This is a genomic window from Streptomyces sp. NPDC050842, from assembly GCF_044456565.1.
Lineage (GTDB): Bacteria > Actinomycetota > Actinomycetes > Streptomycetales > Streptomycetaceae > Streptomyces.
The window spans coordinates 108934-121713 of record NZ_JBITGA010000007.1 but is presented as its reverse complement, the minus strand read 5'-3'; the positions used below and the strand labels follow the sequence as shown (position 1 = coordinate 121713).

Genomic DNA, 12780 nt, shown 5'->3' with positions numbered 1-12780 from the left:
GCATGGGCTACGGACTGCTGGCGGGCGCCATCGTGGCGGAGATCCTCGCCACCACCTCGATGAAGTACAGCGACGGCTTCTCCAAGCTCTGGCCCTCGCTGATCACCGGCGCGGGCTACCTGATCGCCTTCGCGCTCCTCGCCCAGGCCCTCAAGACGCTCCAGGTCGGCACCGCCTACGCCATCTGGTCCGGCGTCGGCACCGCCGCCGTCGCCACCATCGGCATCCTCTTCCTCGGCGAGACCCTCAGCCTCGCCAAGATCGCCGGGATCGTCCTCATCGTCGTCGGCGTCGCCGTCCTCCAGCTCGGCGGCGCGCACTGATGGCCCGCGCCCGCCGCCACGACCCCGAGCGGCGCGAGCGGATCGTCGCCGCGGCCCTCCGGGTCGTCGGGCGGTCCGGCATCACCGGGCTGAGCCACCGGACCGTGGCCGCCGAGGCGGACGTGCCGCTCGGCTCCACCACGTACCACTTCGCCTCCCTCGACGAACTCCTCGTCGCCGCGCTCCGCGAGGCCAACGAGAGCTTCGGGCGGCAGCTCCGCGAGAGTCTCGCCCTCACCGATCCGTCCACCGGCCTCGCCGCCGCGCTCGCTCGGCTCATGGGGGAGTGGATGGGCGGTGAACGCACCGGCGTGGAGCTGGAGTACGAGCTCTACCTCGCCGCCCTGCGCCGCCCCGCCCTGCGCCCGGTCGCCGCCGAGTGGGCCGAGGAGGTCGTCGCCGCGCTCTCCTCCCGGACCGACCCCGTCACCGCCCGCGCCCTGGTCGCCCTCGTGGACGGCGTCTGCCTCCAGGTCCTGCTCACCGGCGGCACGTACGACGAGGCCTACGCGCGCGAGATGCTGGCCCGGATCCTGGTACCGACGGCGGGCCCGTCCCGGTAGGCACGCGCGTCCGTGTGGGCGGCCCCCCGCCGCCGGCTCATCCGCCGTCCTGGGTGGAGCCGGCGCCGAGGTGGTGGGCCAGCTGGGAGGGATGCGTCAGCTGGGGGTAGTGGCCGGCGCCGGCGATCTCGGTCACCGGGTGATCGACGGCCGTGACCAGCGGGTCCGTCGAACCCACGACGATCCGGACCGGGACGCCGACCCTGTCGAGCAGCGTCCGCGACCGCCGGCGCTCGGCGACGTCCGCGCGCAGCGTGGTGGACACCCGGCGCGCCACCCCGCGACGGCGCAGGTCGGCCGCCGCGCTCTCCACCTCCGGCCCCTCCGGGACACCCAGCGTCCGGGCCAGCCGGGCGGCGGGCATGCGGCGCAGCATCGGCGCGGCCAGGCCCGAGCGGGCGAGCCGCCCCACGGGTGCCTGGAGGAACGCCGGGGAGACGAGGACGAGCCCGCTGACCCGCTCCGGGTGGTCGACGGCGAAGCGGAGCGCGGGTCCGCAGGCCGCGGAGTGCGCGATCAGCACGGGGCGCGTCGACACCGGGTTCAGCAGCTCGGCCAGCCACGCGTCCACCGGCCGGTCCGTGGCGGCCGAACGACCCAGGCCCGGCAGGTCGGGGGCCAGGACCGGGCCGGGAAGGCGGGCGGCGAGGGGCGCCCAGGCGTCGGCGTTCATCGGCAGGCCGTGCAGCAGGACATAGGCGGGGCGGTGCCGGTCCCCGGTCACCCAGGTACGACTGCCCGCCACGGCGTGGAAGCCGTACGGGCGAAGCCAGGGCGAGGCGCCGCCGAACCGCGCCGCCACCAGGTCATCGGCCCACGTGCGCAGGGCGTCGGCGGCCGGAGGCATCTCCAGGCCGGCGCTCGCGGCGAAGGCGCGGGCGGACGCCGTCGGGTAGCGGTCGCTCGACAGGAAGGACAGCGTCTCGGGATCGGCGCCGGTCAGCGTGCGCGGCAGGCGCCGCAGCAGGCCGACGGGGACGGTCCGGCGAGGGGCGCGTACGCCGGTGTGCTCGGCGATCGTACGGATCAGGTCGGGCAGGAGGGGCGTGCTGTCGTCGAGCACCCAGTAGTGCTCACCCGCGGGCGCCGCGGGGACCTCCGCCAGGAACCGCGCGAAGTAGTCGATCGTGGCGATCGGCAGGAACGTGTCGGGGCCACCGGGCAGCGCGGGGAGCCGCCCGCGCCACAGGTCCTCGACGAGGGAGGCGAGGCCGACGTACTGGCCCGGCCCGATCACGGTGGCGGGATTGGCGATCGTCAGCGGGACCCCCAGCTCGCGGGCCCGGGCGCGCACCGCGAGATCGGCCTCGAACTTGGATGCCTCGTAGGTGCCGAGACCGGCGTAGTCGGCCCGGCCGCCGGCCGCGCTCACCCGGTAGCCGCTGATGTGCACCAGGCGCCGCAGCCCGGGCAGCGCGGCGGCCCATTCGAGCACGTGCAGCGCCCCGGTGACATTGGTCGCCCGCGCCTCGTCCACGCCGAGGCCGAAGGCGAAGCGGGCGGCGGCGTTGTAGACGTCCCGTACCTCCGGCAGCCCCGAAAGCGGTCGGGTGATGTCGGCGGTGACGATCTCCAGCCCCGCGGTGTCCACACCCTGGGAGGCCAGCCAGGGGGTGAGGGTGTCCTTGCGTACGGCTGCCGCCACCCGCCGGCCCCGGGTGAGCAGCTCGGCGACCAGGGAGCGGCCGATGAAGCCGTTCGCGCCGAAGACGATCGCGTCCATGAGACTCCTTGAATAGATCGGTCTACATATTTTTTGGCCAGGAAGAAGGCCCGCCGTCGACCGGCGGGCCTCGGTCAGCCCAGCAGGGTGTGGATCCGGCGGGCGACGCGGTCCAGCGGGTCCCTGCTGCGATGCGCCCGGGCCAGCAGGAGCGCACCCTCCACCAGGGCCAGGACCGTGACGGCGAGGTCGTCGGCGTCCGGACGGCTCGCCAGCCGTGCGCGCAGAGCCGCCTCCCAGGAGGAGTAGACCTCCGAGCACACCTCCTGTAGCGGGTCGTTGACGGCGGCCGTCTCCAGCGCCACGGTCGCCACCGGGCATCCCTTGCGCCAGCCCGACTCCGCGAGCCGGTCGCCCAGGTGGCGCAGCACCCCATCGACGAACTCCGCCGGCGAGGCGTCGGGGCCGGCCGGCTCGCCCAGGGCGTCGCCGATCGCCCGTCCCGCCCGCCGGACGGACTCGCCGACCAGCTGGTCCTTGCCGCCGGGGAAGTGGAAGTAGAGCGAGCCGCGGGGTGCGCCGCTGACCGCGATGACCTGGTTGAGCCCCGTGCCGAAGTACCCCGCTGTCTCCACCAGCTCCTGCGTCGCGTCCAGCAGTCGGTCCCGTGTCTCCGCGCCCTTCTGTCCCATGACGTCAAAGTAGACCGATCTACATATTCTTTCAACCCTCCCTCTCCGGTGTCCGGTGGGAACATCCGATCGCCTCGCCGTCGCCTTCGGTCGTTCCGCCGGAACCGGCCCGCGACGCGACCGTCACCTGAGACCGGTTGGCCCGCGCGGGGGCCCGCCCGTTAGGTTTTCCGTCATGACCACTGCTCCTCGCACCACCGGCGCCGTCGCCGCCGGCCTCGCCACCATCGCCGGTGACGGCTCCGTTCTCGACACCTGGTTCCCCGCCCCCGAGCTGACCGACGCGCCCGGCCCCGCCGGCACCGAGCGGCTCACCCCCGACGAGGCCGTGAACGCCCTCGGCGAAGGGGCCGCCAAGGCCCTCGGCGTGGATGCCCGCCGCGGCGTCGAGGTGGTCGCCGTCCGTACCGTCATCGCCTCGCTCGACGACAAGCCGCTCGACGCGCACGACGCCTACCTGCGCCTGCACCTGCTCAGCCACCGGCTGGTCCGGCCGCACGGCCAGAGCCTGGACGGCGTCTTCGGCCTCCTCACCAACGTCGCCTGGACCTCGCTCGGCCCGGTCGCCGTGGACGACATCGAGAAGGTCCGGCTCAACGCCCGCGCCGAGGGCCTGCACCTCGCCGTGACCAGCATCGACAAGTTCCCGCGCATGACCGACTACGTCGTGCCCGCCGGAGTCCGCATCGCCGACGCCGACCGGGTGCGCCTCGGCGCCCACCTCGCCGCCGGCACCACCGTCATGCACGAGGGCTTCGTCAACTTCAACGCCGGCACCCTCGGCACCTCGATGGTCGAGGGCCGGATCTCCGCCGGCGTCGTCGTCGGCAACGGCTCCGACATCGGCGGCGGCGCCTCCACCATGGGCACCCTGTCCGGCGGCGGTAACGTCGTCATCTCGATCGGCGAGCGCTGCCTGATCGGGGCCGAGGCGGGCGTCGGCATCGCCCTCGGTGACGAGTGCGTCGTCGAGGCCGGTCTGTACGTCACGGCCGGCACCCGGGTCACCATGCCCGACGGCCAGATCGTCAAGGCCCGCGAGCTCTCCGGCGCCTCGAACATCCTGTTCCGCCGCAACTCGGTCACCGGCGCCGTCGAGGCCCGCCCGAACAACGCGGTCTGGGGCGGACTGAACGACATCCTCCACAGCCACAACTGATGCGGTGACTCTGCGTTAACAGGACGCGCTCCCGGAGCGCAGAGTCAGTGCAAGCAGACAAGGCGAGGAGTCGACATGAGGACGAAGCCCACGGTCGTCGGCGTGCTCACGGCGGTGGCGGTGCTGCTGTCGGCCGGTCCGGCCCAGGCGGACGAGACGCACACGCACAACGGCCCGACCGTCACGAACGGGCCCAGCCTCTCCCTCCACACCGGGCAGATCGACGACCCGCTGGAGGACGTCCTGGAGCACGCCGCGATCCTCGGCAGGACCTACACGACCGACTCCGCCTGAAGCAGCGCTTCGAACGCACCCCGCAGCCCGTCGACCGTCTCCCGGTCGGCGGGCTGCAGCGGTTCCCGCAGCGGCCCGCCGAGCAGCGCCTTGGCGGTCACCGTGCCGGGCAGCCCCGAGGCCATCATCAGCTCGATGAGCGGCAGCGTCAGGGCGTTGAGCCGGGCCGCCCCGGCGGTGTCGCCGGCGTCGAAGGCGTCGAGGACCGCGCGCAGCCGGCGGGGCACCACGTTCGCCACCGTACTGACGTAGCCGGCGCCGCCGACCGCGTACAGCGGCAGGTTCAGCTCCTCGCTGCCCGAGTAGTACGCGAGCCCGGTCTCCGCGATCAGCCGGGCCGAGGCCAGGAGGTCGTACGAACAGTCCTTCACCGCGACGATCCGCGGGTGCTCGGCGAGGCGCCGCATCGTCGCCGGCTCGACGCGGGTCCCGGTGCGGACGGGGATGTCGTAGACCATCACCGGCAGCTCCGTCGCGTCCGCGACCTTCAGGAAGTGCGCCTCGACGGCCGCCTGCGGAGGGCGGCTGTAGTAGGGGGTGACGACGAGCAGGCCGTCGGCGCCCGCCTTCTCGGCCTGGCGGGCCAGCTCCGCGGTGTGCCGGGTGTCGGCGGTGCCGACGCCCGTGAGGAGCGACGGCCCCGGGCCGATCGCCGCCCGGACGGCCCGGACGAGCGCGGCCTTCTCGGCGTCGGTGGTGGTCGGCGACTCGCCCGTGGTGCCGTTGAGGACCAGCCCGTCACAGCCCTCCGCCACGAGATGGGCGGCGAACTCGCCCGCCCGGTCGAGGTCGAGCGCGCCGGAGGGGGAGAAGGGCGTGATCATCGCGCACAGCGCGCGGCCGAAAGGGCGTTCAGTACTCATCCGGGAAGTCTGTGCGCAATGGATCCTGAAGGTCCACTTAGATCTGCTTGCTCCGAGGGGTAAGTACTACTGAAGGATGGCGCCGTTCTGGCATGATCGACGGGCGCGACAGGGGGACATGGAGAACGACACAGCATGAGCTCACCCAGCACGACCGAAGAGCGCGTCGCACTCGTCACCGGCTCGTCCTCGGGCATCGGGGCCGCCGTCGCCCGCCGCCTCGCCGAGGCCGGCATCCGCGTCGTCGTCAACTCCGCCCGTTCCGTCGAGGCCGGGGAACGCCTCGCCGCCGAACTGCCCGGCGCCGTCTACCTCCGGGCGGACGTCTCCGACGAGACCCAGGCCAAGGAGCTCGTCGAACGGACCGTGGAGCGCCTCGGCCGCCTCGACATCCTCGTCAACTGCGCGGGCACCACCCGGTTCATCCCGCACGACGACCTCGAAGCCGCCTCGCCCGACGTGTGGCGGCACCTCTACGACGTCAACGTCATCGGCGTCTGGCAGACCGTCACCGCCGCCGTCCCGCACCTGCGGAAGACCCGCGGCAGCGTCGTGACGATCTCCTCCCAGGCCGGTGTCCGGCCGGGCGGCAGCTCCATCCCGTACGCGGTCTCCAAGGCCGCCGTCAACCACATGACGAAGCTCCTCGCCAAGACCCTCGGCCCCGACGTACGGGTCAACGCGGTCGCGCCCGGACTCGTCGACACCCCCTGGTTCGACGGGGTCGACGGCGCCGACGAGGCCAAGGCCCATGTCGCGGCCGTCGTCCCGCTGCGCCGCGTCGGCCGCCCCGAGGACATCGCGCAGGCGGTCTTCGACCTGGCCCACGCCTCGTACATCACCGGCGAGGTGCTCCTCGTGGACGGCGGCGGGCACCTGCTCGGGTAGCGGGGCCCGGGGCTCTCAGAAGCGGAGCTTGAAGCCGTCGTGGCTGCGCGCGAAGCCCAGGGAGGCGTAGAAGCGGTGGGCCTCCGACCGCCGCTTGTCGCTGGTCAGCTGGACGAGCGCGCAGCCGCGTGCGCGCGCCCGCGCCACGGCCCGCTCCATGAGCTCCCGCCCGAGGCCTCCGCCCCGCCGGTCGGCCCTGATCCGTACCGCCTCGATCAGGGCCCGCTCGGCGCCGCCCTTCCCGAGACCCGGGATGTACGTGATCTGGAGGCAGCCCAGGATGAGTCCGCCGTCCGTCAGGACCAGCATCTCGTTGCGCGAGTCGGCTTCGATGTCCGCGAAGGCCCGCTCGTAGGCGGTGGTGACGACGACCGAGCCGGGGTCCACGACCTTCTCCTCGTCGGCGAGCAGGGCGAGGACGGCGGGCAGTTCGGCGCGGGTGGCGGGGCGAAGGATCACGGCGCAGAGTCTCGCACGGGACCTCGCACGGGCGGATCCCTTGACCTCAACCATGGTTGAGGGAGGACGGTGGAGTCATTCGGAGATGCCGAAGAGAGGGAGACTTCCATGAACGCCGTCGCACACCCCGATGCCCGTCCCGACCTGTACCGTCCCGGCGTCGGAACGGTCCTGGCCAGCACCTGGCGGGTCGGCACGCCCGAGCGCCAGCGGGCGGCCGTCGAGGCCATCCGCACGGCCTGGGAGAGCCGGGAGTGGCCGGAGCTCGGGCTGCTCTCGTACAGCGTGTTCATCGGGACGGACGGCGACACGCTGCTGCACTACTCGCAGTGGACGGCCGAGCAGGCCTACGAGGACTTCGTCCGGACCTACCGCGACGACCGGAACGCCGAGATCGACGCGGCCGTCCCCGGGATCGAGCGGGTCGAGCTGCACCGGTACGCCCCGCCGTCCCGTCCGTCCGCCGCGGCGGACGGGACCGGGCCGGCCGGACCGCACCTCCATGTCTCCACGGACGGCGCCCGTGTTCTCGACTTCGCCGAGTGGGGGAGCGAGCAGGCGCATGTGGAGTGGCGGTCGGAGTCCGCCCCGGTCGGCCCGGTGAGGCGGTACACGCCCGCGCTGAGCCTCAGCGCGGGCGTGTGACCGGGGTCGTGTGACCGGGGCGGGATTCCCTACGGGCGGAAGCGCAGCACCTGCGGGTCGTGGTCGCTGTCCTGGTCGGCGAACTCCGCGTTGATGTGGACGCTGTCGTACGCGAAGTGGTGCACGCCCGGGCTCGTCAGGATCTGGTCGAGGACCTGGCTGTTGCCCTGGTAGACGTACGAGTACCGCTCGGAGCGCGGCAGCGACTTCACCGCCGGGTACAGCGCGCCGCCGTCGGTCAGCGCCTTCGTCGTGCCGGAGAACTCGAAGTCGTTGATGTCGCCGACGACGAGGACGTCCGCCTGCTTCTCCAGCGCGACGATGTCCTTCACGAAGGCGTTGACGGCCTGCGCCTGGAGCAGGCGCTTCGCCTCGGAGGAACGGTTCGGCGGCTGGTGGTGCGAGACGAGGGACTCGTCGCCGCCCTTCGAGCCGAAGTGGTTGGCGATCACGAAGACCGTGCGGCCGCGGAAGACGAACTCGCCCGCGAGCGGCTTCCGGCTGCTCTCCCAGGCGGTGTTCGCCGGGTCGATCCGGCCGGGGGAGAGGGTCAGCGCGGCGCGGCCCTTCTCGCCCGTCACGGCCGTGGCCGCGGCGGCGTCGCCACCCGCGCGGTCCGTGAAGGAGACCCGCTCGGGGTTGAAGAGGAAGACCTGACGGATGTTGCCGCCGGGCTCGCCGCCGTCCTTGTTGTTCTGCGGGTCGATCGAGCGCCACTCGTACGCCGGTCCGCCGGCCGCGACGATCGCGTCCGTGAACTTCTTGACCGTCTGGTCGGCGGCGACCGTGCCGTCGTTCTTGGCGCCGTTGTTGTCCTGGATCTCCTCCAGGGCGAGGATGTCGGGCGACGCGAGGTTGTCGACGACCGCCTTCGCGAGGGCGTCGAACTTCTCCTGCGGGTCGCTCGGGTCGAGGTTCTCGACGTTGTACGTCGCCACGGCCAGCTCGTTCTTGTGCTGCTTGGCCGTGCTCTCGCGCTCCAGGCCGCGGTCCTCGACCGTGACCGGGGTCCGCGCGGTCAGCGTGTAGCCGCCGAACTGGTTGAAGTCGAGCGGGCCCTCGGTCGTGCCCGTCAGCCGGTCGCCCACGTTCGCCTTCGGGAAGGGCTGCTGGGCGAGCGGGGTCAGCGACTGGATCTGGAGCCGGCCGCTGTTCTGGGACTCGTACGAGCCGTAGACCGTGCCGCCGCGCCAGGTGCGGTTCTCGAACGGCTTCACCGACACCCACAGCTCCGCGTACGGGTCGGTGGCGCCGACCACCCGCGAGGAGCCGATCCGGACGTTCGTGCCCTCCAGGGACTCGTAGTAGTCCAGGGCGTACGTCTCCGGGTCCAGCGTCAGCCCGTTGATCGAGCCGGCGGCGGCCGGGTCGCCCTCGGGGGCGTACGTGTCGGGGACGGACCAGCCGGAGATCGTCACCGGGGCCGGGAGCGCGTTGCCCTGCGAGACCACCGTGATCACGGGCTTGGAGAGCTGCGTCAGCGACTGGTTGCCGGAGTTCAGGCCACCCGGGACGTACTCGGTGACCGTGCCGTTCAGGCTGACCGCGTCGCCGACGGCGACGGTCGGGACCGAGCTGGTGAAGACGAACAGGCCCTCGCTGGTGGCCGGGTTCGCGTCGGCCTGGGGGTCCTGGATCCAGAAGCCGCGCGAGCCGTAGGTGCGGACGCCGGTGACGATGCCCGTGACGCCGGTGACCTGCGTGCCCACGAGGGGGGAGACGCGGGTGGTGCCCTGGATGTCGTGGATGCGGACGCCGGCGGCGCTGTCCTCGGCGGAGGCGCTCGTCGAACCGGCGAGCAGTCCGGCGGCGAGGGCGGCGGCGACGACGGCCGAGACAGCGGCGAATCTCGGTATGGAGGAAGGCATCAGGGCTCCGGAGGGTGCTTGGAGGAACGGCAGATGAATCTACGCGCGTCAATCTCTTGTGAGTGGGGGGAACTTGTCAAGAGTCGACGGGTGTACGAAGGCTGACGGTTCCGTGAACCGGCGGACGTCCTCCCGGATGCGTCTACGCTGAGTACCGCTCTTTCCCCGCACTTCCCCCACCCCCGTCCCACCCGCACGCGTCGAGGAGACCCCCCACATGTCAGCGGAGCAGCCCACCCTTCCCCCCGTTCGGCTTCCCGCGGACGCGGAGCTGGCGCGGGACGCCCTGGCCGCGCCCCTCCTCGCCCGCGCCGTGCGGCTCGCCCGCTGGGCCGGACCCGAGACGAGGGTCGGCGCGGGCGGCGAGCTCGTCGACGAGCAACTGCCGGACGCCGTCGAGGTGCTGGGCCTGACCGTCGTCGCCGACGGCGAGGACGCCGACTCCTTCGCGGACACCGAGGCCTTCGAGGAAGCCGTCGAGGAGGCCGAGATCCTGGCCGCCGACGCCTGGCGGCTCGCCGTCGACACCGGCCTCGTGACGGTCGAGGACGGCGCGGACGACGAGACCCCCGGCGGGGCGGGGCCCGGCGAGAACCTGGGGCTGCTCACCGGCGGTTCGCCCCATGACGTCCTCACGATCTGGCTGGACGGCTTCGACGCGGTCTTCGCCGACGCCGTCGTGCCCGTCCTCGACGACCTGGACCGGATCGTCGGCGAGGACGGCGAGATCGACCTCGAGTCGCTGGACTGGGACCCCGAGATGGAGGGCGAGTTCCTGGAGGGCGTACTCGGCAACCTCTACCTGCTGACCGTCAGCGAGGGCGGACCCGGCGACGGGCCCGTGCCGCTGCCCGCGCTCGCCGCCTCGATGGTCGTCCCCGACGACATGGGCGAGCCGACCGACGACGTCCTGGAGCAGGTCTCGGACGCGATGATGCGGCTCGACGAGCAGTTCCGCCTCCTGGAGGCGATCGGGCTCGTCGAGTACCAGCCCGTCGACGAGGCCCTGATGGCCGAGGAGGGTGAGGAGCCGGCCGCGCCGCTCGACGACGAGGACGTCTCGCGGTACGGCATGGTCCGGCTCACCCGGCTCGGTCTCTACGGCGTCCGGGCCCGGATGCTCGACGCCGGTGTGGACGCGCCCGCCGTCGGCGACCTCGCCGACAAGGGCGCCGACGCGCTCCTCGGCGGCATCGCCGCCTACCCGGAGGCCGCCGCGCGCGCCGAGACCGCCGCGTGGCTCTCCGGCCGCGACGTCGTGACCGCGGCACGCGAGCTGCTGGACGCGGCCCGGGGCGCGGACGCGGGCTCGCCGCTCCGCCGCCTCCACTGCCAGCAGGCGCTCTCCCTGGTGGGCGCGGAGGCGGAGCCCGCGGTCCGGGAGGTCCTGGACGACGCGGAGCTCGGCGGCCTGGCCCGGGTCTGGCTCGCGGAGCGGGGCGCGGCGGACGTGCCCGCGCCCTCGGAGGCGATGATCTTCTGGCTGGCGATCGACACGATCGCGGCGCAGCTCGACGCGGACGGCGACCTGGAGGAGGTCCAGGAGCTGATCGAGGGGCTCACGGGCCGGCACAGCGGCTTCTTCGAGGCGGCGTGGCGGGTCGAGCACCCGGCGACGGCGGAGGTCCTGGAGGCGATCGGCCGGCTGCACCGGGACAGGACGGCCGCGAAGGAAGCCCGTAAGTCGGCCTTCAAGGCCCGCTCGCGATCGGGCTCCTGAGCCGTGGCCACGGTGATCTTCCCTGGCTGATACCGATCGTGTGATGCCCCTGAGGCGTTCCCGTGGTGTTTGACTCGTGTTCGCGGGGGCACGGGAGGGTGGCCCGCGAGATCATGCCGTCACAGGGAGACCCTCACACAATGCCTCTCAACCGCAGGGAGTTCACCAAGCAGTCCGCCGTCGCCGGTGCGGGGCTCGCCCTGACCGGCGTCGTCGGCGCTCTCGCCACCGCGCCCGAGGCGCTCGCCTCGGACGAGCCGGAGGCGTACGGAGGCGGGCACGACCAGGGGAACGGGCACGGTCACGGGCACGCGCTCGGTTACGGGCCGCTCGTCGCCGACCCCGAGGGGATCCTCGCCCTGCCCGCCGGGTTCTCGTACCGCGTCGTCACGCACAGCGGCGTCACCCGCCTGGAGAGCGGCGAGTTCACGCCGTCCAACCACGACGGCTCGGCGGCCTTCGCCGGCCCGCGCGGCACCACGTATCTGGTCAACAACCACGAGCTCTACGGCCCCCGCTCGAACTGGCCCCACCCGGTCCCGCTCACCGAGGGGCTCGTCTACGACCCGACCGCCCCGGGCGGCTGCACCGTCGTCGAGATGCACCGGGACGGCACCGTCGCCGAGTGGGTCGGCCTCGCCGGCACCTCCACCAACTGCGCGGGCGGCAGCACCGCCTGGGGCACCTGGCTGACCGGAGAGGAGAACTCCGACCTCGCGGGCGTCAACGGCATGACCAAGGACCACGGCTACATCTTCGAGGTCGACCCGCGCGACCGGCGCGCCAACCTCGACCCGAAGCCGATCAAGGCCTTCGGCCGCTACGACCACGAGGCCGTGGTCATCGACCCCAAGCGCGGCCACGCCTACCTCACCGAGGACGCCGCGCTGCCCTTCGGCCTGCTCTTCCGCTGGGTGCCGCCGAAGGGCTTCGAGCACGGGCGCGGGAAGCTCCGTACGCTCGCCGACGACGCCGGTGTGCTCCAGGCCTTCAAGTGCACGGACTCCGGGGGCCGTTTCGTCGAGGACCTCTCCCAGGCGACCCGCATCGGCACCGTCTACGGCGTGGACTGGGTCGACGTCCCCGACCGCGACGCCCGCACCGTCCCCGTCCGCAAGCAGTTCGGCCCCGGCCAGGTCACCCGCGGCTGCAAGCTGGAGGGCATGTGGTGGGCCGACGGCGGCGCGTACGTCGTCTCCTCCTTCGCGCGCGAGGAGTGGAGCCCCGGCCCCTCGCACGACGGCCAGGTCTGGTTCTACGACCCCAGGCGCCGCACCCTCACCCTCAAGGTGCTGCTCGGCGTGAACCAGGCGCCCGGCGAGGACGGCGCCTACGACGGCCCCGACAACATCACCGTCTCCCCGTACGGCGGGATCGTCATCGCCGAGGACGGCTGGGGCGTGCAGCACCTCTTCGGCGCGACCGACTCCGGCCGGACGTACCCGATCGCCCGCAACGACCTCAACGACGGCGAGTTCACGGGCGTCTGCTTCTCGCCCGACGGCGACACGCTCTTCGCCAACATCCAGTCGCCGGGCATCCTGGTCGCGATCACCGGCCCCTGGCGCCGCCAGCCGCGCCACTGAGCCACCGGCCGGCCTTCCCGGCCGGCCTTCCCGGCCGGCCTTCGGGCCCGTGGGTTG

Annotated in this window: 13 protein-coding genes; 8 read left to right on the top strand and 5 right to left on the bottom strand. The window is 72.9% G+C overall.

Annotated features, from left to right (window positions below; translation table 11 throughout):
* Positions 1-2: 2 nt before the first annotated feature.
* Both ACIBG6_RS24255 and ACIBG6_RS24250 read left to right on the top strand, forming a co-directional pair.
* Positions 3-323: a DMT family transporter gene (locus tag ACIBG6_RS24255; protein WP_399224651.1), complete on the top strand. Its 321-nt coding sequence runs from the start codon at positions 3-5 to the stop codon at positions 321-323.
* Positions 323-886, top strand: coding sequence for a TetR/AcrR family transcriptional regulator (locus ACIBG6_RS24250; protein ID WP_399224650.1), 564 nt, complete (start codon positions 323-325; stop codon positions 884-886). The genes ACIBG6_RS24255 and ACIBG6_RS24250 overlap by 1 nt, the downstream gene beginning before the upstream one ends.
* A gap of 37 nt (positions 887-923) precedes the next feature.
* Here ACIBG6_RS24250 and ACIBG6_RS24245 read toward each other — a convergent pair whose 3' ends face one another.
* Positions 924-2609: an alpha/beta fold hydrolase gene (locus ACIBG6_RS24245; RefSeq protein WP_399224649.1), complete on the bottom strand. Its 1686-nt coding sequence runs from the start codon at positions 2607-2609 to the stop codon at positions 924-926.
* Positions 2610-2683: 74 nt separating this feature from the next.
* Positions 2684-3241 (bottom strand): TetR/AcrR family transcriptional regulator, encoded by a 558-nt coding sequence (locus ACIBG6_RS24240; protein ID WP_399224648.1) that lies wholly within the window; start codon positions 3239-3241, stop codon positions 2684-2686.
* A 175-nt stretch (positions 3242-3416) separates the two neighbouring features.
* Here ACIBG6_RS24240 and dapD point away from each other — a divergent pair, with 175 nt between their 5' ends.
* Positions 3417-4400 carry a 2,3,4,5-tetrahydropyridine-2,6-dicarboxylate N-succinyltransferase gene (dapD, locus tag ACIBG6_RS24235; RefSeq protein WP_399224647.1) on the top strand — a complete coding sequence of 328 codons (984 nt, stop codon included), beginning with the start codon at positions 3417-3419 and terminating at the stop codon, positions 4398-4400.
* 75 nt (positions 4401-4475) lie between these two features.
* Positions 4476-4694: a hypothetical protein gene (locus ACIBG6_RS24230; RefSeq protein ID WP_399224646.1), complete on the top strand. Its 219-nt coding sequence runs from the start codon at positions 4476-4478 to the stop codon at positions 4692-4694.
* Here the strand turns inward: ACIBG6_RS24230 and dapA are convergent.
* The gene (gene dapA, locus ACIBG6_RS24225; RefSeq protein ID WP_399224645.1) at positions 4673-5557 is read right to left on the bottom strand and encodes a 4-hydroxy-tetrahydrodipicolinate synthase; all 885 of its coding nucleotides are present in this window, start codon (positions 5555-5557) and stop codon (positions 4673-4675) included. The genes ACIBG6_RS24230 and dapA overlap by 22 nt on opposite strands.
* Before the next feature lie 135 nt (positions 5558-5692).
* On the opposite strand from dapA, the gene ACIBG6_RS24220 reads away from it, so the two are divergent.
* Positions 5693-6445: an SDR family NAD(P)-dependent oxidoreductase gene (locus tag ACIBG6_RS24220; protein WP_399224644.1), complete on the top strand. Its 753-nt coding sequence runs from the start codon at positions 5693-5695 to the stop codon at positions 6443-6445.
* 15 nt (positions 6446-6460) lie between these two features.
* Here the strand turns inward: ACIBG6_RS24220 and ACIBG6_RS24215 are convergent, their stop codons facing one another.
* A complete protein-coding gene (locus ACIBG6_RS24215) occupies positions 6461-6958 on the bottom strand; it encodes a GNAT family N-acetyltransferase (protein WP_399224643.1) in 498 nt (165 codons plus the stop codon).
* Between the two features lie 54 nt (positions 6959-7012).
* Here ACIBG6_RS24215 and ACIBG6_RS24210 point away from each other — a divergent pair, with 54 nt between their 5' ends.
* Positions 7013-7549: an antibiotic biosynthesis monooxygenase gene (locus ACIBG6_RS24210; protein WP_399224642.1), complete on the top strand. Its 537-nt coding sequence runs from the start codon at positions 7013-7015 to the stop codon at positions 7547-7549.
* A 29-nt stretch (positions 7550-7578) separates the two neighbouring features.
* Here the strand turns inward: ACIBG6_RS24210 and ACIBG6_RS24205 are convergent, their stop codons facing one another.
* Positions 7579-9417 (bottom strand): endonuclease/exonuclease/phosphatase family protein, encoded by a 1839-nt coding sequence (locus ACIBG6_RS24205; protein ID WP_399224641.1) that lies wholly within the window; start codon positions 9415-9417, stop codon positions 7579-7581.
* 217 nt (positions 9418-9634) lie between these two features.
* Here ACIBG6_RS24205 and ACIBG6_RS24200 point away from each other — a divergent pair, with 217 nt between their 5' ends.
* Both ACIBG6_RS24200 and ACIBG6_RS24195 read left to right on the top strand, forming a co-directional pair.
* Positions 9635-11137, top strand: a complete 1503-nt coding sequence (locus ACIBG6_RS24200; RefSeq protein WP_399224640.1) for a hypothetical protein — start codon at positions 9635-9637, stop codon at positions 11135-11137.
* A gap of 140 nt (positions 11138-11277) precedes the next feature.
* On the top strand, positions 11278-12723 hold the full coding sequence (locus ACIBG6_RS24195; RefSeq protein ID WP_399224639.1) for an alkaline phosphatase PhoX: 1446 nt from the start codon (positions 11278-11280) through the stop codon (positions 12721-12723).
* Positions 12724-12780: the final 57 nt, after the last annotated feature.

What these genes read in the sequence shown, in the direction of transcription:
- ACIBG6_RS24255 (WP_399224651.1), top strand. Translation starts at nt 3, where the DNA reads ATGGGCTACGGACTGCTGGCGGGCGCCATCGTGGCGGAGATCCTCGCC.
- ACIBG6_RS24250 (WP_399224650.1), top strand. Translation starts at nt 323, where the DNA reads ATGGCCCGCGCCCGCCGCCACGACCCCGAGCGGCGCGAGCGGATCGTC.
- ACIBG6_RS24245 (WP_399224649.1), bottom strand. Translation starts at nt 2,609, where the DNA reads ATGGACGCGATCGTCTTCGGCGCGAACGGCTTCATCGGCCGCTCCCTG.
- ACIBG6_RS24240 (WP_399224648.1), bottom strand. Translation starts at nt 3,241, where the DNA reads ATGGGACAGAAGGGCGCGGAGACACGGGACCGACTGCTGGACGCGACG.
- dapD (WP_399224647.1), top strand. Translation starts at nt 3,417, where the DNA reads ATGACCACTGCTCCTCGCACCACCGGCGCCGTCGCCGCCGGCCTCGCC.
- ACIBG6_RS24230 (WP_399224646.1), top strand. Translation starts at nt 4,476, where the DNA reads ATGAGGACGAAGCCCACGGTCGTCGGCGTGCTCACGGCGGTGGCGGTG.
- dapA (WP_399224645.1), bottom strand. Translation starts at nt 5,557, where the DNA reads ATGAGTACTGAACGCCCTTTCGGCCGCGCGCTGTGCGCGATGATCACG.
- ACIBG6_RS24220 (WP_399224644.1), top strand. Translation starts at nt 5,693, where the DNA reads ATGAGCTCACCCAGCACGACCGAAGAGCGCGTCGCACTCGTCACCGGC.
- ACIBG6_RS24215 (WP_399224643.1), bottom strand. Translation starts at nt 6,958, where the DNA reads ATGGTTGAGGTCAAGGGATCCGCCCGTGCGAGGTCCCGTGCGAGACTC.
- ACIBG6_RS24210 (WP_399224642.1), top strand. Translation starts at nt 7,013, where the DNA reads ATGAACGCCGTCGCACACCCCGATGCCCGTCCCGACCTGTACCGTCCC.
- ACIBG6_RS24205 (WP_399224641.1), bottom strand. Translation starts at nt 9,417, where the DNA reads ATGCCTTCCTCCATACCGAGATTCGCCGCTGTCTCGGCCGTCGTCGCC.
- ACIBG6_RS24200 (WP_399224640.1), top strand. Translation starts at nt 9,635, where the DNA reads ATGTCAGCGGAGCAGCCCACCCTTCCCCCCGTTCGGCTTCCCGCGGAC.
- ACIBG6_RS24195 (WP_399224639.1), top strand. Translation starts at nt 11,278, where the DNA reads ATGCCTCTCAACCGCAGGGAGTTCACCAAGCAGTCCGCCGTCGCCGGT.